The 21,072-nt window shown below is 59.4% G+C and carries 16 protein-coding genes; 4 read left to right on the plus strand and 12 right to left on the minus strand.

Going from position 1 to position 21,072, the window contains the following annotated elements; genetic code table 11:
• Together FJ398_13380 and FJ398_13385 are read right to left on the minus strand one after the other, a co-directional pair.
• Nucleotides 1-905: aspartate-semialdehyde dehydrogenase (locus tag FJ398_13380; protein ID MBM3838930.1), on the minus strand; the 905-nt coding region annotated here is incomplete at its 3' end.
• 46 nt (nt 906-951) lie between these two features.
• Complete coding sequence (locus tag FJ398_13385; GenBank protein MBM3838931.1) at nt 952-2,586, minus strand: excinuclease ABC subunit UvrC; 1,635 nt, start codon at nt 2,584-2,586, stop codon at nt 952-954.
• A 598-nt stretch (nt 2,587-3,184) separates the two neighbouring features.
• Here FJ398_13385 and FJ398_13390 point away from each other — a divergent pair.
• Nucleotides 3,185-3,886: a helix-turn-helix transcriptional regulator gene (locus tag FJ398_13390; protein ID MBM3838932.1), complete on the plus strand. Its 702-nt coding sequence runs from the start codon at nt 3,185-3,187 to the stop codon at nt 3,884-3,886.
• Nucleotides 3,887-3,889: 3 nt separating this feature from the next.
• Here the strand turns inward: FJ398_13390 and FJ398_13395 are convergent, their stop codons facing one another.
• The 6 genes from FJ398_13395 to dnaB all read right to left on the minus strand — a co-directional run bounded on the left by FJ398_13395 (nt 3,890) and on the right by dnaB (nt 11,558).
• Nucleotides 3,890-4,462 carry an SIS domain-containing protein gene (locus FJ398_13395; protein MBM3838933.1) on the minus strand — a complete coding sequence of 191 codons (573 nt, stop codon included), beginning with the start codon at nt 4,460-4,462 and terminating at the stop codon, nt 3,890-3,892.
• A 62-nt stretch (nt 4,463-4,524) separates the two neighbouring features.
• On the minus strand, nt 4,525-5,655 hold the full coding sequence (locus tag FJ398_13400) for a HupE/UreJ family protein (protein ID MBM3838934.1): 1,131 nt from the start codon (nt 5,653-5,655) through the stop codon (nt 4,525-4,527).
• Nucleotides 5,656-5,664: 9 nt separating this feature from the next.
• Entirely contained in the window at nt 5,665-6,588 is a 924-nt protein-coding gene (locus FJ398_13405) for an ROK family protein (protein ID MBM3838935.1), read from the minus strand.
• 197 nt (nt 6,589-6,785) lie between these two features.
• Nucleotides 6,786-7,736 carry an OmpH family outer membrane protein gene (locus tag FJ398_13410; protein ID MBM3838936.1) on the minus strand — a complete coding sequence of 317 codons (951 nt, stop codon included), beginning with the start codon at nt 7,734-7,736 and terminating at the stop codon, nt 6,786-6,788.
• Between the two features lie 9 nt (nt 7,737-7,745).
• Nucleotides 7,746-10,103: an outer membrane protein assembly factor BamA gene (gene bamA / locus FJ398_13415; protein ID MBM3838937.1), complete on the minus strand. Its 2,358-nt coding sequence runs from the start codon at nt 10,101-10,103 to the stop codon at nt 7,746-7,748.
• On the minus strand, nt 10,104-11,558 hold the full coding sequence (gene dnaB, locus FJ398_13420; protein ID MBM3838938.1) for a replicative DNA helicase: 1,455 nt from the start codon (nt 11,556-11,558) through the stop codon (nt 10,104-10,106).
• A gap of 314 nt (nt 11,559-11,872) precedes the next feature.
• On the opposite strand from dnaB, the gene FJ398_13425 reads away from it, so the two are divergent.
• Entirely contained in the window at nt 11,873-12,112 is a 240-nt protein-coding gene (locus FJ398_13425) for a hypothetical protein (GenBank protein ID MBM3838939.1), read from the plus strand.
• Between the two features lie 54 nt (nt 12,113-12,166).
• Here FJ398_13425 and FJ398_13430 read toward each other — a convergent pair whose 3' ends face one another.
• Complete coding sequence (locus tag FJ398_13430) at nt 12,167-12,550, minus strand: nuclear transport factor 2 family protein (GenBank protein MBM3838940.1); 384 nt, start codon at nt 12,548-12,550, stop codon at nt 12,167-12,169.
• A 458-nt stretch (nt 12,551-13,008) separates the two neighbouring features.
• On the opposite strand from FJ398_13430, the gene FJ398_13435 reads away from it, so the two are divergent.
• The gene (locus FJ398_13435; protein MBM3838941.1) at nt 13,009-14,379 is read left to right on the plus strand and encodes a dipeptidase; all 1,371 of its coding nucleotides are present in this window, start codon (nt 13,009-13,011) and stop codon (nt 14,377-14,379) included.
• 684 nt (nt 14,380-15,063) lie between these two features.
• Here the strand turns inward: FJ398_13435 and FJ398_13440 are convergent.
• Nucleotides 15,064-15,726 (minus strand): VWA domain-containing protein, encoded by a 663-nt coding sequence (locus FJ398_13440; protein MBM3838942.1) that lies wholly within the window; start codon nt 15,724-15,726, stop codon nt 15,064-15,066.
• A 458-nt stretch (nt 15,727-16,184) separates the two neighbouring features.
• Nucleotides 16,185-16,751 carry an NYN domain-containing protein gene (locus FJ398_13445; GenBank protein ID MBM3838943.1) on the minus strand — a complete coding sequence of 189 codons (567 nt, stop codon included), beginning with the start codon at nt 16,749-16,751 and terminating at the stop codon, nt 16,185-16,187.
• A 44-nt stretch (nt 16,752-16,795) separates the two neighbouring features.
• Between FJ398_13445 and FJ398_13450 the strand changes: the two genes are divergently transcribed.
• A complete protein-coding gene (locus FJ398_13450) occupies nt 16,796-18,205 on the plus strand; it encodes a hypothetical protein (GenBank protein ID MBM3838944.1) in 1,410 nt (469 codons plus the stop codon).
• Nucleotides 18,206-18,212: 7 nt separating this feature from the next.
• On the opposite strand, the gene FJ398_13455 is transcribed toward FJ398_13450, so the two are convergent.
• Nucleotides 18,213-20,816, minus strand: a complete 2,604-nt coding sequence (locus FJ398_13455; protein ID MBM3838945.1) for a DUF4976 domain-containing protein — start codon at nt 20,814-20,816, stop codon at nt 18,213-18,215.
• Between the last annotated feature and the right edge of the window lie 256 nt (nt 20,817-21,072).

Below are 21,072 nucleotides of genomic sequence, written 5' to 3' on the forward strand. Positions count from 1 at the left end.
CAGTCCTGCCGAATGCGGCCCACCTGGCAATTATCCTTCTCCGCGACGTAGAGCGGCAGCGGATACTCCGTCTTTTCGGGCGTGTCCACCACATCCAGGCCGGGAGCCTTCGACAATACTTCGCGCGCCGCATCGGCCGTCACCGGTTTTTCAAACTCCGCGCTCACCGCCACGGAATGCGCGCGATACACCGGCACGCGAACGCACGTCACGCTGGCGCGGAACGCGGGATGATGCATGATCTTTCGGCCTTCATTCTGCATTTTCATCTCTTCTTTGGTGTAGCCGGACGGCAGGAAGGAATCGACGTGCGGCAAGACATTGAACGCGATCTGATGCGGATACACTTCTTTGGTGACCGTTTGGCCGTTGACGACTTGCGCGACCTGGCGTTGGAGTTCCTCGATCCCTTTGGCGCCCGTGCCGGAGACGGCCTGATAGCTCGAAGCGAGAATCCGATTCACGTTGAAGGCCTGATGCAGCGGATAGAGCGCCATGAGCGTGATCGCGGTCGTGCAATTGGGATTGGCAATGATGCCCTTGTGCCATTTCACATCCTCGGCGTTGATCTCCGGAACCACCAGCGGAACTGAATCGTCCATTCGGAACGCGCTCGAGTTATCGATCACGACGCAGCCCGCTTTCGCCGCGATGGGCGCGAATTCCTTCGAGATGCTCCCGCCGGCGCTGAACAATGCGATATCGATGCCGGCAAACGCAGTTCGAGTCAGTTCCTGGACCGCGTTGGTCTCGCCCTTAAACTTGAGCCGCTTGCCCACCGAACGGGCCGAAGCGAGCAAAGTCAATTTGCCCACCGGGAAATTGCGTTTTTCCAGCGTCTTGATCATCTCGATGCCCACGGCGCCCGTGGCACCGACCACAGCAACATGCGGATTCCGGTTCATAAAAGGGGTGGAAATATAAGCATCGGCTCCGGAGTGTCAAACGGATCTATGGATTGACGGAGCGCGCTTCCAGGAACGCCTTCAGCTCCGCCGCCGCCTTGCCGCCAAAGCCGGGCACTTCGGCGATCTGCTCCACGGTTGCCAGCCGCAGCCGGTGCACCGAGCCGAATTTTTTCAAGAGCGCGGCTTTGCGTTGTTCGCCGATGCCTGGAAATTCATCCAGGATGCTCTCGGAGATTTTCTTGAGCCGCAGTTGGGCGTTGTAGGTGTTGGCGAATCGATGGGATTCATCGCGGACGCGCTGCAAGAGCTTCAACGCGCCGGAATCGTGGCTCAAGCGAAGCGGTTCGCTTTCGCCGGGCGTGTAAATCTCCTCGAATTCTTTGGCCAGTCCGAGGATCGGGATGTGGCTGAGGCCCAGCTCCGCCAACTCCGCGCACGCGGCATTCAATTGCCCCTTCCCGCCATCGATCAGGATTAAGTCGGGGAGGTTCTGCGTCTTGATCTTGGCGCTCGCCTTGCTGTTGCTGGAGTGTCGGCGTGCTGGAGTGTCGGAGTCTCGGGGTGGAGTGTTCGGGGCAGCTTCTGACCCTTTCCCCGATACTCCGATACTCCGATACTCCGTTCCAACCCCCTTCTCCTCCCCTGACTCGCGCAGCAACCGCGAATACCGCCTGCGAATGGTCTCGGCCATGCAAGCGAAGTCATCCTGACCCGTGACGGTTGTCATTTTGAAACGGCGATAATTTGCGCGATCCGGACGGCCTTGCTTGAAGCTGACCATCGACGCCACCGCGAACGTCCCGCTGATGTTGGAAATGTCGAAGCCTTCGATCCGCTGCGGCAGCCGGGGCAATTTCAATTTCCGCGTCAGTTCCGCCAGGTCGCGTTCCGGATCGATCGCGACGGGAAGTTTGTAGGGCAGCCGCGCGAACTTGTTCGTTTTTTTCGTCGTGCGCTGCAAGTCTCGCAGCAAGTCCCGCAATTGGGCCGCGTGCTCAAAGTCCAACGCTGCCGACGCCTTTTTCATCTCCGCTTCCAACTCTGCCTCCATCTCCTGGGATTGGCCGTCGAGGAACTCGCAAGCCGCCTGGATCTGGAGGAGGTACTGTTCGCGGCTCACGTTGCCAATGCACGGTGCGGTGCAGTATTTGAGATTCGCGTAGAGGCAATGCGTGTAATCCGGCGCGGTCGGCGTCAAAGGCCGGCAGCCGCGCAAGTTGAATTTGCGGCGAATCATCGTGAGCGTGCGGCGCAAGGCTCCGGAGCTGGCGAACGGCCCGAAATAGCGCGCGCCGTCTTCCGGTTTGAGTCTCGTGAGCGTGAAGCGCGGGATGGGATCGTTCAGATTGACCTTCAGGAGGAGGAACCGCTTGTCGTCGCGAAAGCTGACGTTGTAGCGCGGATGAAATTCCTTGATCAACTTGCCTTCCAGAAGGATGGCCTCGGCCTCATTTCGGACAACATGGACGTCGAAATCATGAACCGCTTCGATCAACGCGTTGAGTTTCAAATCCCACCCCTGCCTCCGGGAAGGATGAAAGTATTGGCTCACCCGCTTCCGAAGATCGCGCGCCTTGCCTACGTAGATTACCGTGCCGAAGCGGTCCTTCATCAGATAGACGCCAGACTTGTGGGGCAACTGGCTCAACTTGTTGCGAATCTGATCCGAAGCAGGCACACGAATAGATTCCCGCAACCGATTTCCCCCGCAAAGTTTTTTTTGCCGGTCCCGGATTCCGAGCCACTGAATCCCATCCGCAGAAAACAGAGCGCACGGAAGCAAGGCAAAGAAGAAATCTGGAATTCTGGTGAGGACGCGTGTGGCCCACCAAAACGTGCTCAACCGCGACCCGAGTTATGAGCCTGGCCTCTTTGATTTGGCCTCCGTTCGCTCCGTGGCCTCGTGTTGAATTGCCGGCTCGGGAAGCGGGCGGAACGGCTGGAATTTGTCACGCGGCACTACGGCGGGTTGCAATTCGCTGGCCCGCGGGACGAACTCCTCGAGGGGAGGCGGCGATTCGAGATGGATGGGTCGGGCGGGCGTCATGTCGCTTTAGACGGAGTTTGTGTTCGAAAGCTCCAGGGGAGCTCCCCGAAGAGAACTCCCCTGCGTTTGGCTTACCACTTTGCTGCTTTACCCCGAGCCTGCCTCCGCGCTTTTCGCGTGGCGGCAGCTCTTGAGCGGCCACAGGTCATGTGCCGCAAACTCCATTCTCGCAGCAGTGGGACCATTCCTATTATGTAGCTAATGTCATCCGTCTCAGTCCATACGCACCATGCGTATCAATGTTGTATTAAACCGGTGGAGGCGTTCCTTCAACACGCGGGATGCTCTGGTGCTCGAGTTTCTCCAACCTCATCTGGCTGAGGCTCATTGCCATGCGGCCGCCCTTGCCGAGTCGCGCCAGAAATCCGAGTCCTTTTCCGGAGCGTTCGCTTCGATGCATCGGGGTCTGGTGGTTCTGGATGGAGAATGGCGCGCGCTGTGGATGACCAAGCGCGCCGAGCAATGGCTTTCCAACTTTTTCACACGGCCTCTCGTCGGGAACGAACTGCCGGCCGAACTGCACCGCTGGACTCAAAGCCGCCGTGCCTGGCAAAGGCAAAACGGCAACACCGGACTTCCAGCCCCGCTGGTCATTACGCAGCCCGATTCCCGTCTGATCGTGCGCTATTCCGAAGACAGCCGCGGCCGGCAATTCCTGTTTTTGAAGGAAGAGAAAACCGGAGTTTGCCCCGCTGAATTTGTGCGCCTGGGCCTCACGCAAAGGGAAGGCGAAGTCCTTTATTGGATCTGTCAGGGCAAGAGCAACCCGGAGATCGCCGCCGTGGAAGGCATCAGCCTCCGCACCGTCCATAAACACGTCGAACACATCCTGGCGAAACTTGGGGTGGAGACGCGTGTGTCGGCGATGTTGACGGCTCTTCAAGCCCTCGACCAATCCGAGACGGGTCGCGATGCGCTTCTGGAAGGTTGACCCTTAAGATTTCCCCCAGGCCGGGTTTTCCATGAAGGCGTAGCACAGCAGGTGGCAAATGTGCATGTGGCAGTCTTCCACGCGGCCGAAGTGTTCCGAATCAATCACGATCGATTGCTGAGCGAGTTGCGCTGCGCGACCGCGCTTCTTGCCCACTAACGCAATAGTCGTCAGGCCGTGCTGTCCGGCCCAGTCCAGAGCCTTTACAACGTTCGGGGAATTCCCGCTCACGCTCAGCGCGAGCACCACATCGCCGGGCCGCGCGTAGTTCTCCAATTGGCGGACGAAGATATCTTCGTAGGCGTAATCGTTTCCCAAGGCGGTCATCCAGCTTACGTTGTCGTTCAGAGACAACACGCGGAAGCGTTTGCCGACTTTATCGGAAGATCCTTTCCCCAGGTCCGTGGCGAAGTGCGAGGCATTGGCTGCGCTGCCGCCGTTGCCGAACACAAAAATCTGGCGATCCTCCCGCAACGCGCGTTGCAGTGTTTCGATCATCCGGGCGACCGTGTCTGCCGGGATGGAATCCAGTGCGGCCCTTTGCGCAGCCAAATAGCTTGTGATCCAGTCTTTCATTCCGCGGCGCACTATGACAAAGCGCACCGAGCCATGACAATCCTTTAGAAATCGTTCTAAGTTCAGATGGGCATGAAGCTCACGCCAAACGCGCGTTCCACAAACCACGCCAGCCCAAACAGGAAAATCAGCAACGAAGCCGTCACGCGCGCCCTTTGCGCAAACGATTGCTTGCCCAGCCACAACGCGATGGGCAGCACCAGCAGCACAATCCCGATTTGCCCCAGTTCGACGCCGACGTTGAAGCTCAGCAAACACCGGATCACGCCTTTGGCGGGCAATCCCAATTCGCGCAGTACGTTCGCAAACCCAAACCCGTGCACCAATCCGAACGCGAAGGTGAGCAACCAGCGATGCCGCGCGTCCTTCGTCCAGAGGTTTTCCAGCGCGACGTACATGATCGTGACGGCGATACCCGTTTCGATTAGGCGCGGGGGCAAGCGCACCAGTTCGAGCGCCGCCAGGATCAGCGTGATCGTGTGCGCGACGGTGAACGCGGTGACGATTTTCACCAGATCCCAAAACCGGCTCACGACGACCAGCGCGAGCAGAAACAGGATGTGATCGTAGCCCAGGAAGATATGCTTCACGCCCAGCTTGAGGAATCGCCAGAGAAGGTCCGTGAGCGGCGCGAAAACTGTGGTGTCGTAGAGGTAATCCGGCTCAAAACGCGTGAAGACCATTTCTTCGTCGCGCTGGCCGTTCTGCTCGATCGAGGTCAGGTTGGTGTGGCGAGCGCCAAGCCGGTCAAAAATGTCGAAGAGGAGCGTGAAGCTCATCGGCAACTCCGCACACGGCTTGCGAAAAACGAATTGCGCCAGCGTCAGGTGGTAATCCCCCTCAGGCACTTCCGGAGCGTTCCCGGAAAAGAACGGCGTCTCCGCTTCTCCCAGGTCTGTTTTGGACGAGTCGAACGAAACGGAAATGTGATCGCGAAGAAACTCCTGGACCACGGGGGCGTGCTGCGACAATTCATCCTGCGTCACGCGGCGGTCGCGGTTCGTGTCGAGTTCGACGAGCTTCAGCAAAGTCGTGACATCGAAGCTGAACCGGAATTCCAGTTGCTTCGGTGAAACCTGGATTCGGGTGTAGCTCGTGTCCGGGTTGTGGGCGAACGCCGAGGCGGGGAACAGGAGACAGACCAACGCCATTCGCCACCACTTCCAGAATGCGTTTGGCCCATGGGCGTTCATGCGGTTTTGCTAAGGCGAAATGAGACGCGCCAGCGCCAAAGCGCCCACCGGCACTGCGTCTTCACCCAGCGCGGCCAACGCCAGTTTCGGTCCCGGCTGGAACGCTTCCATCACGAACACGGCCAGAGATTCAGCCACCGCAGCGCGCAACGGCTCGCCCACGGACGAGAGTCCGCCGCCGATCGCTATGATCTCCGGGTGAAACAAGTGAACCACATGAGATAAACCGAACGCCAGATCTTCCGCCAGTTCACGAAGAATGCATTGCGCCAGCGTGTCGCCCTGGGCAAGTGCTGCCGCAAGAAAACGCGCCTCACTCCCGCCAGCCTTTCCGGCCAATTGAGCGAGGACACCGGCGGGCGCCTTTCGGATGCTTTCGCGAATCCTGGCATCCACGGCCCACCCGGAACAGCGTCCCTCGACGATCGTTCCTGAGCGGTCCAATCGCACGTGGCCGATCTCTGATTCGCCCGGCTTGGCTCCGTGGTAAATGCGGCCATCCGAAACGAACCCTCCGCCCACTCCGCTGCCGAGCGTGACGTAGAACACAGGGTTCAAGCCGCGCCCCGCTCCGTGCAACGCTTCGCCAAGCGCCGCGACGTTGGCGTCGTTATCAACTCGCACGGGGAGGCTGGCGAGTGATTGCAGCCAGGTTCCAAGTTGGAAATCGGTCCACCCTTCGATCTGATGTGAGCAGCAAATCTGGCCCGTCTTCCAATCGACAGGCCCCCCAAAGCCGACGCCAATGCCCCTGGTTTCGGTCTTGGCAAGAATTCCGGGCAAAGCAGATGCAATTTGCTCGCGAATGCCTGCGCCGCCCCGGTGTCTATCAACCGGGAAGCGCCAGCGCTGAACCACGGCGGCCGAGGAGTTGCCCAGGACGAACTGAAGCTTGGTGCCGCCGATTTCGATGCCGAGATAATGTGGGTCCATGGTCCTTTCTCCAGACAGTTCATGGGCAGGATTCAGTTTCCGCATCCGGATTTTTGCAGCATCGCTTTGAGTTTCTGGGCGCAGAATGGGGCTCGAGGTTTGCCACAGTCGAATACGCTCCGGCCTTGCGAATGACGGGGCAAGGATGCCCCTCAACCGGCAGACAGGATGTCTGCCCTACGTTACACAAACCGCGCTTAAGGCTTCTTCGGGTTCTTGCCGGGTTTGGTTGTAGAGGTTCCGGCTTTTTGTGCGCCAGGGGCTGAAGTATCCAAACCAATGCGCCCCGGCTTCTCATCTTCGCCGGGTTTCGGCAGGCTCACGGCCGGCTTTTCCTCTTTCGCGGCGGGCGCCGGACTGCCGGCCGGCGCGCTGGCATTCAACTCGGAGAGCACCTCGTCCGTCATGTCGTTCTGCCCATTGGTGTAGAGGACATAGGGAAGATCCAAGCGGTTTCCGATATCGAGGATCAGGGTGAAGTTTCCGGCTTTGGCCTTGCGGTTGATGACTTCCCGTATTTCCTGAATGATCCGTTCCTGCCAGCGGCGTTTCATTTCGTCGATGCGCGTTCCGGCATCGCGCCGGAATTGCGTGTAGGTTTTCTCGATATCGCGGAGCTCGACGAGTTTGCTTTCGGCCGACTTCTTGCGCCTCTCCCGTTCATCGGCCGAAACGGCCTGGTCATTGGCGCCTTCCATCAGCTTGCGATATTCATCATTGGCTTTCTTGAAGTCATCCTCCCAGCCTTTGATAACTTTGTCCGCATCGGCGCCTTGTTGCTGCAACATCTCGTCGGCTTGTTTCTTCTTGTAGTAGCCTTCGAAGACCTTCTGCATGTCCACGGTCCCAATCTTGATCTGGGCCTGGGCCGAGACTGTCCACGTTGCGAGAATCGCCCCAAACAAAAGCGCTTTGCTCAACGCCCATGCCGCTGTTCCCCTCACCCTGCCCTCTCCCCAAGGAGAGGGTTCCCCTTCGGACGATTCCGTGCTGCCAAGGCGCACCGCGGTTCTCCCACAATTGAGATCGATTCTCCCTCTCCCGTGGGGAGAGGGCTGGGGTGAGGGGGGACGCCAGTGAAAACATGAAGTGAAAGATCGAGAACGGAGCGCGCTCAGGGTTCGCCCAGTCGAAAAACATCTTTTCATAATTCAAAATCAATAGTCTGCCGTGTAACTGACGCTGAACTGAAATCGCCCGCGTCCGCTCGTGAAAGCGTCGTGAGTGATCGGGATGCCATAATCAAGCCGGAGCGGCCCCAGCCTTGGAATGTTGAGCCGGATTCCCACGCCCCAGTTGTCGCTGTAGAGATTCTGGCCGGGGGAACGGCTGAAACTGAAGGAGTCTTCATAAACGTTACCGATGTCATAGAACGCCGCGAAGCGCAATCGCTCGATGATCGGCACGCTGTATTCCACGGAGCCGAACCAATACGTGTGCCCCCCGATCGGCTCCTGATCGCCAAACGGGCCGACGCGATAAGGCCCGACCTGGCGATATTTATAGCCGCGCAGTGAGCCGACGCCGCCCAGGAAAAAGCGGTCGAACAGAGGCACGCGCGTGGTGTCGCCGAACGGTTCGGCCACGCCCGCCCGCCCGCGCACTTCCCAGATGTGATTCTCGAAGAATCCGGGATAATACCAGGCGGAGCGCAACTCGAATTTGTAAAAGTCCGTATCGCCTCCGAACGGACCGCCCGCCAATTCGCTCGATAATTCCGTGCGCTGGCCTCGACTGGGCAATTGAATGTTGTTCCGCGTGTCGAAGGCAATCGAAGCCCCGATCTTGGAAACCAGCCGGTTGCCCTGCTCTTCCTGAATGAGCAACGGGGCGCGTTCATCGACGTCGTTGATGCCAATGTTTTCGATGGTGTAACTGACGCCGCCGATCAGGAATTCGCTGCCCAGCGCCCGCACCAACCCAAGCCGGGCGCCAGTCTGGCTGACATCGTAGAGGTCGCTGTAGAAATTCAACTCGCGGTGGTAGAAGTCGGTTTCAAAGCGCAGGCGATGGCCAAAAAGCCAGGGCTCGGCAAACGAGATCTGGAAATCCTTGCGCCGCGTTCCGAGCATGACGTTGATCCGGAACTTCTGGCCACCCCCCCGGAAGAACGGCGGGTTGAACAGGTCAAAGTTCCCCTCCCGAAATCCAATGAAACCCACCAGGTTATCCACCGAGCTGAATCCGGCGCCCAGTTCGATATTCCCGGTCGTCGTTTCCTCGACGTCGATCACCAGATTCTTGTTCGCGGGCACGTCGGTCGGCTCGACGCTGGTTTCCACCTTCTCAAAGAAACCCATCTGTTCGAGGCGGCCTTTGGTTCTCTTGACTCGAACCATGTCGAAGGGCTCGCCGGGCGAGACCGCCAATTCCCGGCGGATGACTCGGTCCTTGGTCTTGACGTTGCCCTTGATTTCGATCCGCTCGATGAACGACTTGCCTTTATCCTCGTCGTGGATGACGTAAATGAGGTCCATCGTGCCGCGCGTGGTGTTCGGACTTTTGATCGGTTGAACTCGCACGTCGATGTAGCCCTTGCTCCCGTAGAAATCCTGGATGGATTCGATGTCGGTTTCGAGGCCTTTCGGAGTGAAGATTTCGCCGGCAACCATCGTGATTCCTTTGACGCCGCGGTCGCCTTTCATGATGTCTTCCGCTTTGAAGAGGGAATTGCCCCGGAATTCCACCGCGCCCACCTTGTATTGCTTGCCCTCGGAGACCAGGAACCGAATCGTGATGTGCTTCGGATCGACCTGATCGATCTGGACCTCTTTGATTTCAAAATCGATGTAGCCTTCGTTCTGGTAAAACTCAACCAGCTTGTCCTTGTCGTCCTCGAATTGATCGGTTTTCAGGACGCCGCTCCCGGTCAGCCAGGAAAACATCCAATGCCTGCGGGTCTTGATGACCTTGCGGAGTTTCTTTTGGGTGTAAGCTTCCGCCCCCACGAACTCCACATCACGGATCTGCATCTTGGGGCTTTCGGAGATTTCGAAAACGGCCACGCCCCGGCCTGCGTTCTCGTCTGGAATGACCGTGTATTTGACCTGGGTTCGCTGATAGCCGGCTTTTTGATACATTTTCAGGATCTCCTGCGTATCCGTGAAAAGCCGGCGTTCATCCAGCGGTTGCCCGACTTTGGAGGTGACTTTCTTGAGCAGCTTCTTGGCGCTGTATTTCTTGTTCCCCTGGAACCGGACTTCCGTGAGCGTCAAATGCCCCTGAACCACGTAAATGATCGTGACACCCTGGGCGGTGCGATCTGTTTCCGAAACGCGGACATCGCGAAACAGGCCCGTCGCCAGGAGAGCCTTCACGTCGTCATCGACGCCGCGTTGGGTGTAAACGTCCCCGACCTTGACCCGGATATTGGCGCGGATCATGGTATCGCTCGCGGCAGGCGGACCGATGTGGCGGATATCGATTTTTTGGACGGTTTGCCCGAAGAGGTTGGGCAGGCAGAACAGGCACAGCACCCACGGCAGCCGCCATTGTCGAACCAAAAAAGTCGTCATCTAATTGTCCTGCAGGATCTCGCCGGCGTTGACTTTGGCGGCGCTCTCAAAGCGTGTGTAAGGTCTCAAAAAGGTCAAATTGACATCACCTGTGGGCCCATTCCGCTGTTTCGCGATGAGCAGATTGACCGGCAGCGAGTCCTGAGCTTGCGAAGCGGACTCGTCGTCCTCCTCGCTGCTCGCTTTGTAGAGCAGACCTACCAGGTCGGCATCCTGTTCAATCGCGCCGGATTCACGCAAATCCGACAGACGCGGCTTGCGGTTTTTTTCCTTTTCCAATTCGCGATTCAACTGGCTCAAGACGATGATCGGGACGTTCAATTCTTTCGCCAGGGCTTTGATGCCGTTGGAGATGTCCGCAATCTCCTGCTGCCGGTTTTCAGCTCGGCGCGAAGTAGAATTGAGCAGTTGCAAGTAGTCAATCACAAAGAGCTTGATGCCGTATTGCTGGAACATCCGCCGGGCCTTCGCGCGCAACTGAAGAATCGACAGCCCCGAACTGTCGTCGATAAAAAGCGGCGCGCTCGCCAATTTGCCGGCCGAACCCGTCAGCTTCGGAAAATCGCGTTCGGCCAGAAATCCCTCCCGGATGCTGCGCAGGTTCACGCGCGAGCGCGAGCAAAGCATGCGCAGCACCAGCGACTCCGCCGTCATTTCCAGGCTGAACACGCCGACCGGCAGCTTCTGGTCGATGGCGACGTGCTCGGCAATATTCATCGCCAACGACGTCTTTCCCATGCTCGGGCGCGCGGCGATCACGATCATTTCGCCCGCGTGCAACCCGCTCGTCATTTTGTCGAAGTCCGGGAAGCCGGTGCCGATGCCCGTCAGCATGCCTTGCCGCTGGTGGAATTCCTCAATCGTAGTGATCGCTTTGTGAACCAGATCCTTGATTGTCCGGGAACTGGCTTCCACCCGGTCCTCGCTAATCCGGAGAATATCCCGCTCGACCTCGTCCAGCAGCGCATCGACCTCGCCTTCGTGGTCGTAGACGCGGCCGACGACTCCCGTGCACGTCTGGATCATTTTTCGGAGGAGATACTTCTCGCGGACGATATCCAGATAATACTGAAGATTCGCCGCCGACGGAACCCCATCGACCAACTGGGCCAGATACGCGGGGCCGCCAATGGCTTCGAGCTGGTTCTTGTCGCGGAGCCGCTGATGGACGGTGATGAGATCGATCGCCTGCTTCTGATCGTACATCTCGGCCAGCAACTCGTAGATGCTCCGATGCCGCAGATCGTAAAAGACCTCGCTGCCGCGCTTGAATTTCTCGATGCAAACGCCCATGCCGTCATTGGGCGAAAGCAGCACGCAACCGAGCACGCCCCGCTCGGCCTCGACCGAGTGCGGCGGCAGGCGATCCACACTGGACGAAGCAGCGGCTTTGACAATGGGCGCTCGAGTGAGGCTGACGGTCGTAGAAATGTTGGGTTCGATCGTTTCGATCATGGCTTAAGGACCGTCCAATTTCACAAAAGAAGCAATGTGAACTTACTCAGATGGTTGTTCTCAGGAATCAGGGCTATCAGTTCACCGATTATCCACAGGATCGATCCAGGAGATAAAAGCCTGAAGGGCTGAGGTTAAGCTCACTTGTGATCCGAATTGGACCTCGACGTGGCGTCAAAATGGAGAAAATGGGGATTGTGAGTAATTCGGCGAGTCGCCGAACGAGGCGGGCGGGTCGCCCGCGCTACCTACGGTAACAGATACCAACGATTCAGTTTCTTGACACTTTTGACATCGGCTCTCACGATTCGACCATGACTGTGGAATTACTTCGCAAGCGTCTCCGTTCAGGAGGCCCCCACGTCGTTCGCGCGTCCGATGGAAAGGAATATGCGATTCCGCATCCTGAGTTTGTCTTTCCTGAGTTTGTCTTGGTAGGACGACATAACCTCATCATTGAAGAAGAGGACGGCTTCGTGGAGATCGTCGATCCACTGCACGTTGTTGCAATTCGATGCGCTCCTGCTTCCAAGGGCAAGAACGGACGGTCTTGAGTCGCGAGGCACTTCGCGGTGAACCCACGAGACTTCCTTCTTCAGTAGCAGTTTTCATGGGGGAATGCGGGTGGTCTGGCTGGCCACGCATTGCCAGCGCCCGTCTCGTTTCACGAATGTATCGGTCATCCGCTGCGGTCCGCTGATATCGACGCCTCGGAATGTGCCTCTCCATTCGATGCGGAAAGTGACCACGGCCGCGTCAACGTAAATCCGCGCCCGAACATCGCTCAGTGCAAACGAGTCGATCTCCAGATCGCCGGCTTTGAGAGATTCGAGTTGCCGTTGTTTCGTCCACAGCCGCCCGGCGGGATCAGTAAAAACAAACTCCTCTGCTTCGATTCGGTCGATTCTTCCAACGTTACGGCGCGCCACGGCTTCCGCCCACTCCCAGCGTGCTCGGACTGGGAGACGCCCCGCAGGATACAATTCTGCGATACGGCAGAGTGCAACTCTGCGCTACGAGCTTTGTCGTCCATCCCGCGGACCAAGCAGTAAGCCGCGCCCGTTTCCGGATCGACGGCAATGGACCGGCACAACGTTCGGTAAGCCGCTCCTTTGCCATTCTCTCCTTCCAAGGAACTACCTTACTGAGGAGACCGCAGGATAGGCGACGCTTCCTTTCTCCTCACCCCAACCCTCTCCCCTGGGGAGAGAGAGAATCATTGGCCGCACTCCGACAAGCTGAGCGCGGCGGATCGGTCGATACGCTGGCGCAGGATTCCCTCTCCCCTGAGCTCCCCTGAGGGAGAGGGTCAGGGTGAGGGGGAACGCGGCGTCCAATAACCACGCGCTGTAGCTTATCCCACGGACTACGGTAACTGAAGGGATACGGCTGGTTCGCCTTTTCGCTGGCGTGGAATCGCCGACCGCCGTTACCTTGGCGCCCGCGATTTATGAAAGATGTCCTGGCTTTTCTGAAAAAGAACCAAGCTCGCTTTGTCCGGGAGCTTTGCGAATACGTGCGTTTCCCCAGTGTCTCGGCGCAGCCGACGCACCGAAAAGATCTGGCCGCTTGCGCGCAGTGGTTGGTGCGGCATTGCCGGGAGGCCGGGCTGAACGCCGAGTTGCGTCCGACCGAAGGAAACCCGGTCGTGCTGGCCCGCCCGCCGAAGCGCGGCCCATCGCGCAAACCGCATTACGTCGTTTACGGGCACTACGACGTCCAACCGCCGGAGCCTTTTGAACTCTGGAAAACGCGGCCCTTTGATCCGTCCGTCCGGGGCAGTTCCTTGTTTGGCCGAGGCGCAAGCGACAACAAAGGGCAGCACCTCGCTCATCTCAACGCGGTCGAAGCTTATTTGAAGACCGGCGCCGAACTGCCTTGCGACTTGACCTTCGTGATCGAAGGCGAAGAGGAAGTCGGGAGCAAAAGCCTGGCGGGGTTCCTGGAAAAGAACCGCGAGCGCCTGCGCTGCGACGGCATCGTGATCTCGGATACGGGCCTCGTCAGCAAAAGCCATCCGACCTTCACCTACGGGCTGCGCGGAATCATGGCCATCGAAGTGAAACTGCACGGACCGAACCGCGATCTGCATTCGGGTATTTTTGGGGGAACGGTTGATAACCCGGCCCTGGCGCTTTGCCAGTTGCTGGCCGGGCTGCGCGACAAAAACGGGCGCATCACGATTCCGGGATTCTACGACGACGTCGAACCGCTCACCGCATACGAACGGAAGCAACTCGCGCGGCTCCAGTTCACCGAACGGAGCTACCGGCAATTTCTTGGCGTTCCGAAACTTTTCGGCGAACGCGGTTACACGCCGATCGAGCAGCGCAGCGTTCGACCCACGCTGGAAATCAACGGACTGACGAGCGGGTATCAGGGCGCGGGCAGCAAGACGATCATCCCGGCCTGGGCCAGCGCCAAGATCACGGCGCGGCTGGTTCCGAACCAAACGCCGGAACGCGCGCGGCAGTTGTTCGTGCGCCACCTCCGCAAGATTTGTCCTCCGACCGTGCGCCTCGAATTCAAGCCGGAACACGGCGGCGAACCGTACCTCGTTTCGCCGCAAGGCCGCGGCGCTCAGGCGGCGTTGCGAGCCTTGAAGAACGCTTTCGGCTGCGAACCGGTGCTCATGCGCGAAGGCGGCTCGATTCCCATCGTGAACGCCTTCAAAAAAATCCTCGGCGCGGACAGTTTGATGCTGGGCCTCGCATTGCCGGATGACAACGCGCATTCGCCGAATGAGAAGTTCGATCTCGAAGTTTTTGAGAAAGGCATGCGGATGAGCGCGCACCTCTGGCGCGAACTGGCCGCGGAATGATCTCCGCGAACAAGTCCGCGTAAAAAGCGTGTTCCGTACGGGACACACTTCTTGTCAGCATCGCCTGAAATCATCTTCCCCTTTGATTCAGGGAACGGAAAATCAAGCTCGGCCGGCGCCGCTGCCGACGACTTCGGGCGGACCAATAGAGCAAGCCCACCGCCATGATCAGCAAGCACGCTCCCCAAACGGCATACTTCCCGCCCGACGGCGCGACGTCCGGCGGAAGAGCGGCCGCGGTCTGCGGCGGCGTTTCTTCGACCTTCGGATTCTCGGCTCGCGCGGGCCGGATTTCGTTCTGCGCTAGATTCGGCTGGCTCGGTGGAGATGGTCGGACATTCGGAGCCGGTTCGCTTGCCACCAATGTTTCGCCGGCTTGCGAAGGTGGGTTCGACTTCGTGATGGTCTCGGAAGACGGGATTTCCTTTGTTGCTGGAGCTGGCGCCACAGTGGTTGGCTCAGTTCGATCATCTTTCGGCACCGGCAAAGGACTGGGCTTCGTGTCGGCAGGAGTGGCCACCGGGGTTGCCGGCAATGGAATCTTTTCTGGTTCGGATTTGGCCGCCGTGATTTCCGTCTTGGGTTCATCACGTTGCGGCGCAGGGGGCGGGGCGGGTTTTGACTCAATAGGAGGGAGCGTTGCTGGCGCCGCAGCCTGAAGAGGAGTTTGGTCCGTCGTGGATTTCACCGGTTCAGGAAGCTCGGTAACAACCGTGCTCTGCGCCGGGGCGAATTGGTGGGCAGAACTGCGATCGATTTGGAAGGAGACGTATTCTCGGCCTCTTTGGACTGGCCCAAATCTGCGGAAACATCCCAGGTCACAAACTGTCCGTTGTCGATTGTGAACCGCGTGACAAACGGTTTGCCCACTCGCTGGAGATCTGTGCGATATTCGCGATAGAGGACGTTCAGGCTCCGGTCGAAGGGCGTGCCTACTACGGGAGCGTCGCCGTTGCTCAGAAGGAAAACGGTCAGGGATTTGGAGGTCCGGGCGGTTTTGAGTATTTCTGCGATGGCTTTCCCTGGCTGGGATTGCCGCTCGTAGCGAAGGCTGCGCAAGTAACGTGCGATGCGATCCGCGATGATCTCGCCTCGTTCCGGCGTCCAAGTCTCCGGCGGGAATCGAGTGGTGTAAACGCGCTCGTTAAAGGTCCAGACTCCCAGGCGATCGCCGGTCGCCATTTTATCGGCGAGGCTGGTGCGGATCAGATTGAACACCGTCTGCGCGACCGCTTCTTTTTCCCGGGACATGGAAAGCGAGATGTCCACGACGAACAGCACGTCGTATTTCGGAACCGGACGTGCGCCAGGTTTCTGGGCCAAGGCCGGGAAAGCCAAAAGAACCATCAGACACCACACTAAAGCTGCAGGACCGAGTCTTTTGGGTGCATGCTTGGAGCCTGTCTGAAAATTCTGAGGGGCGCTGTTTTCGCGCAAAGGGTCGTCAGGCGCGACGAAGGAGAATATCCCTGGTGGATCTTCGACGGAGGAGCAACGAAGCCAGACGGCCCTTTGCGCGAAAACCCTCCGGGCGGCAGGTCTTTTGGCCGTGGCCTTCGTTGGCTCGGTCCTCACAGCCCGCGGCGGGGATGCTCGGACCTCGCCGCCTCGGCCACCGCCAAAATCCCTTGCCGCAGCACCTCTCATAATTTTCAGACAGGCTCTTATTCCTCATGAGCTGGTAAGGACGCGTTCCACCGCGTCCCTGAAATTGCACTTTCGACCGCGGAGTAAATTCAGGGACGGAGTTGAATCCGTTCCTACCAGGCTCATGGCAAGTTGCCCGTGTGTTCATGGAGCGGATCTCAATTTCGCGGCTGCCTGAACCGGCTCAGCTCACGGCGATTGTAGTGTTTCAAGTCTCTCTGCAGGTCCTGCAACGTCGCGCAAACGGTTTCGATGAAATTCGCGCAATCCGAGGTCATGCCTCCCATCGCCAGAACGGTATCGCGTTCCGCGTAATCGTCCGTCACGGCCAGGACCTCGCCGTATTCCTGGAAGCGATAGGCGGCGCGTTCGATAATGTCGTCGGCGGTCTGGCCCGCTTTGGAATAAAGGACCTCCACTTCGGGCGACGAAGGGATCTTCGGCGTGCCCGGCGGAGCGCCTGAGCCGTCGAAGACAATCGTAATGGGCGTGCCTGTGGCGTCCCGGTACTGCGTGAGCCAGTGGATCAATTCTTCGCGGGCGGCGGCAGAATGGCGCGGCTGACCGGGCGCCAACGCCGGCCAGTTGTGCAGCAGACTATATCCATCGACCAATATGCGAACGAGAGCCACCGGTTCACCGTAATGGTTGAATGCGGAGTTGGAAAATCGAAAATTTCCGGCTTCACTGAGCGGCAAGCTGCAACCGAAGTGATCAGTGATCAGTAATCAGTATTCAGTGTTCAGTGGTTGGGCTGAATTTTTATCAGATGAAAAGAACTCAAACTTCGCCTGCGTTGTCCCGCCGCGATTTCCTCGCGCGGTTCACGGCCGGGAGTGTTTTCGCGTTTCCTCTTGCCGCCGCCGAAAGGCGGGCCGAAGCGAAGGCGATCCGCCTCGCGCACTTCGCCGCCGACGTGACACCGCCAGTGGGGCACGCCTTGATGGGCGGCGGGATTGCCCCGGCGGCGGCCATTGACGATCCGCTCTTCGCCCACGGACTCGTGCTGTTGAGCCAGGACAAACCGATCGTGCTGGTCTCCGTGGATTGGTGCGAAATTCGGAACGAGGCCTACGATCGCTGGCGCTCCGCGCTGGCCGAAGCCGCGAACACTGAGCCAGCTCGCGTGTTGGTGACCAGTGTCCACGTGCACGACGCGCCGGTCGTAGATCTCGAAGCCGAACGCATTTTGCGGAGCGCCCAATCGCCCGGCTCAATTTGTGATCTGGATTTCCACGAGCGTGCTGTTCAGCGCGTCGCTCAGGCCTTGCGAGAATGCCTGTCTTCTGTCCAGCCGGCCACGCATATCGGCCTGGGCCAGGCGAAGGTGGTGAACGTGGCCTCAAACCGGCGTTATGTCCGGCCAGACGGCTTGCTGACCTTCGGACGCACCAGCTCCACGCGCGATCCACTTGCCCATGAAGCTCCCGAAGGCACAATTGATCCCTGGCTCAAGACCCTGAGCTTTTGGAATCAGGACCAGCCTTTGGCCGCTCTGCACTGCTACGCGACGCACCCGATGAGCTATTACGGCAAGGGCCGAGTTTCGAGTGATTTCGTCGGGATGGCCCGGCAACGCCGGCAGCGCGAGCAATCCCAGGTCAAACAGATTTACGCCTCCGGTTGCAGCGGCAATGTCACGGCGGGCAAATACAACGATGGTTCGCCGGAGAATCGCGCGGTGCTGGCGAGCCGAATTCATCAGGCGATGGTTGAAGCGTGGGAGTCCACGCGGCGTCATCGGCTCGGGCCGATCGGCTTCCGCACGGCGAAGCTGCGTCTGGAACCGAGAAATACTCCTGGTTTCACCGTAGAGGATCTCCAGCGCCGTCTGGCCAGTGAGACCAAACCCTTCGGCCAATGCCTGGCCGCTTTGGGGTTGAGCTGGCGAAAGCGAGCGGATGCGGGACACTTGATTGATCTGCCGGTGGTCGATTTCGGCGCCGCCCAACTGCTTTTGTTGCCGGCGGAATCCTACGTCGAGTATCAACTCTTCGCACAGGGACTGCGGCCGGATTCGTTTGTGTTGACGCTCGGCTACGGCGAATGTGCGCCGGGCTACATCCCCAGCGAACAAGCCTGGCAGGAAGGAGACACCAATCTCAACGATTGGTGTTGGTGCGCCCCAGGGGCTCAAGCCTCCATGAATCGAGCTTTGGAGGCAGCGTTGAAGCGTTAGACATAGCTCACTTCTGAGCGACGGATTCCTTGACCCATCGATTCAACGCGCGGCTCAAACGCCTCACGGGTCCGGCTTCGCGAGCCGCGAGGTTGACCAGTTCAGTCGGGTCCTGGGCGAGGTTGTAGAGTTCGGGCAGACGGTCGCCGGCGGGATCGACGATCAATTTCCAGTCGCCTTCGCGCACCCAGCGATGAGTCAGGTTGAGCGCAGGCTGATCGAGATGCACGGACGTGTGCAGGTAAATCTCGCCAAAGACCGCGTTGCGTTTCAGTCTTGCTCTGCCAGCCGCGACGTCGAGCAGGCTCAAGCCCGGCATCGCGGGCGTGGGTTGAAGGCCACAAGCCGCCAGGATCGTGGGCGCGAGGTCGATGGTTGAAGTCAGATCGTCGTGGCGGCCAGGCTTCATGCGTCCGGGCCAACGCAGCAGGATCGGCGTGCGCACCCCGCCGTCGTAAGGTGAGAGCTTGCTCTTCGGCGCAAACCAGCCGCGCGTTGTTTGCTTTGGACCGGTCTCCTGGATCCAGCCGTTGTCCACGACGAAAACCACCAGCGTGTTGTCGCGAAGATTCTTGCGATCCAGATATTCGAGCAGGGCGCCGCAGGTTTCATCGAACCACTCGCACATCGCCCAGTACCGGGCGAGCTTCAAGGGCCGGTCCGGTGCGGCGTATTTCTGCAAGAGCCGTTCCGGCGGGTTGTGCGGCTCGTGCGGCATCATCGGCGCGTACCAAACGAAGAACGGCTCCTCGCCGCCCGCCTCGATAAAGTCGTAAATCGGCTGCAACGTTTGCCGGCCAATGATCAGGCCCGCGTCCCCGTGCCGGCCCTTTTCAGTCATGCCGTGCGTGAAGCCGCCGTTCGAGTAATGGCCTTCCCAGAACTTGCCCGTCTGGAGGCTGCGATAGCCGCGCGTTTGCAGGAGGCGGGGAACCGTGGGAGCGTTCCGCAGGAAGGGGGGCATGGCCTCGCGCGCGATGCCGTCGGGCGGATCGTTGCAACAAATCTTGTGCTGGCTCGCGTAAAGGCCCGTCAACAACGTGGCGAGACTTGCGCGGCATAGCGAGGTCGGAACGTAGCCATTCGGGAAAACCGCGCTCTCCGAAGCCAGCTTGTCCAGGTGCGGCGTCCGGATCACGGGATGTCCCATGAAACCGAAATCGCCCCAGCCTTGATCGTCACCCACGATCATCACGATATTCGGAGGCCGTTCGCGTCCGGATTTGGTTTCGTTCGGAGATTCCAAAGACCGCCCGGACCGATCCGTCGCGGTAAGCGTTGGAAATGGATCCGAGGAATCCTCCATAGACCGGTCTTGCCGGGCGGCGAGGCGATTCTTCACCCTGCGATGCGCAGCCGCGTTGGCGAGATTGTGGATTTCTGCCGGATCCGATTTCAACTGGTACAGCTCCTCGCCGTAGTGCGCGTAGCGGACATATTTCCAATCCTCGCTTCGGATCATGCGGATGGGCACGCGCCAGTTCTGTTTGCCGTAGTACTCGCCGAAGATGGCGTCGCGTCCTCGCAGTTGCGTCCGTTTGCCCGTGAGCAATGGCGCAAGCGATTGTCCGTCCAGGTCGGCGGGCACGGCGATTCCCGCGAGTTCGCAAAGGCTCGGCAGAAGATCCAGATGGCTCACCAGGGCGTTGGAAATCCGGGGCGTGATCTGGCCTGGTTGAGAAATCAGCAAGGGCACCCGCACTAATTCCTCGTACATGGCTGGACCTTTGAACGGCAAGCCGTGCGCCCCGGCCAGGTCGCCGTGATCCGAAGAAAGCACGATCAACGTGTTCGGGTCGTTCCGGCGAAGCGCGGCGGCCACCTCGCCGATTTGCGAATCGACTTTCGCGGTGAGACGCCGGTAAAGCGCGAAGTAGCGCTGCCAGTGTTCCGCCTGATAATCCTGCACGGCGCGACCTTGATCGGCCTCCAAATAGTGACGCTGAGGAAACGGCTTCTTCGAGAGATCGTCCTTCAGGTTTACAGGTAACGGAAGCTGCGGTGATGAGGCTGCGATCGAAGCGGAACCCGCGGCACGGTTTACGTCGTAGATGTCGTGCGGGTTCACCCAGCTTACAATGAGCAGCAACGGACGCCGGGGCACGCCGGCGTCGCGGCGCCGGTTCAGAAAGGCCAGCGCCTGGCGTGTGGACTCCTCGTCGTTCCGTTCCGCGCCGGAGATTTGAAAGCCGTGGTTGCGTGGCGTTCCGCCTAGGTGCCACTTGCCGAAATAGGCCGTCTCATAGCCGGCGGCGGCGAAAATCTTCCCGAGACTCGTCACGTCAGGATCCAACCCCGGGGACATTCCGGCGGAGACCGGAGTTGAACCCACGTTCCCCATGACGCCGACGCGATGAGGGTATTTGCCGGTGAGCAGCGCGGCCCGCGCGGGCGAACACTGCGGCGTCGCGCAAAACGCCCGAGTAAAGCGCACGCCGCCTCGCGCGAGTTGATCCATGGCGGGCGTCTGGAACGTCGAATCGACAATCCCCAACGCGTCGGCGCGTTGCTGGTCCGTCAGGAGAATGGCAATGTCCGGCGCGGCCCAGACACGCGGGATCGAGCCGAACAAGCCAGGCAGACAGAACCATAGCCAACCGAAACGAAGCATTGTGAACAGCGAAAACAGGCTAAGAGCGTGTCCGAAAATTCCGCGGGGTCCTGTTTTCGCGCCAAAGGCCGGATGGCGAGGCGCGACGAAGGAGAATATCCTCCCTGGATCTTCGACTGAGGAGCAACAAAGCCAGGCGGCCTTTGGCGCGAAAACCCTCCGGGCGGCGGGTCTTTTGTCCGTGGCCTGCGTTGGCTCGGTCCTTACAGCCCGCGTTGGGGATGCTCGGACCTCGCCGCCTTGGCCACAGCCAAAA

The organism is Verrucomicrobiota bacterium (assembly GCA_016871535.1).
Classification (GTDB): Bacteria; Verrucomicrobiota; Verrucomicrobiia; order Limisphaerales; family SIBE01; genus VHCZ01.

Excerpts from the sequence above, each read along its gene's own strand:
- FJ398_13400 (MBM3838934.1), bottom strand. The coding sequence starts at position 5,655 with ATGAACGCCCATGGGCCAAACGCATTCTGGAAGTGGTGGCGAATGGCG.
- bamA (MBM3838937.1), bottom strand. The coding sequence starts at position 10,103 with ATGACGACTTTTTTGGTTCGACAATGGCGGCTGCCGTGGGTGCTGTGC.
- FJ398_13455 (MBM3838945.1), bottom strand. The coding sequence starts at position 20,816 with ATGCTTCGTTTCGGTTGGCTATGGTTCTGTCTGCCTGGCTTGTTCGGC.
- FJ398_13435 (MBM3838941.1), top strand. The coding sequence starts at position 13,009 with ATGAAAGATGTCCTGGCTTTTCTGAAAAAGAACCAAGCTCGCTTTGTC.
- FJ398_13410 (MBM3838936.1), bottom strand. The coding sequence starts at position 7,736 with ATGAAAAGATGTTTTTCGACTGGGCGAACCCTGAGCGCGCTCCGTTCT.
- dnaB (MBM3838938.1), bottom strand. The coding sequence starts at position 11,558 with ATGATCGAAACGATCGAACCCAACATTTCTACGACCGTCAGCCTCACT.
- FJ398_13450 (MBM3838944.1), top strand. The coding sequence starts at position 16,796 with ATGAAAAGAACTCAAACTTCGCCTGCGTTGTCCCGCCGCGATTTCCTC.
- FJ398_13425 (MBM3838939.1), top strand. The coding sequence starts at position 11,873 with ATGACTGTGGAATTACTTCGCAAGCGTCTCCGTTCAGGAGGCCCCCAC.
- FJ398_13395 (MBM3838933.1), bottom strand. The coding sequence starts at position 4,462 with ATGAAAGACTGGATCACAAGCTATTTGGCTGCGCAAAGGGCCGCACTG.
- FJ398_13440 (MBM3838942.1), bottom strand. The coding sequence starts at position 15,726 with ATGGTTCTTTTGGCTTTCCCGGCCTTGGCCCAGAAACCTGGCGCACGT.
- FJ398_13390 (MBM3838932.1), top strand. The coding sequence starts at position 3,185 with ATGCGTATCAATGTTGTATTAAACCGGTGGAGGCGTTCCTTCAACACG.
- FJ398_13405 (MBM3838935.1), bottom strand. The coding sequence starts at position 6,588 with ATGGACCCACATTATCTCGGCATCGAAATCGGCGGCACCAAGCTTCAG.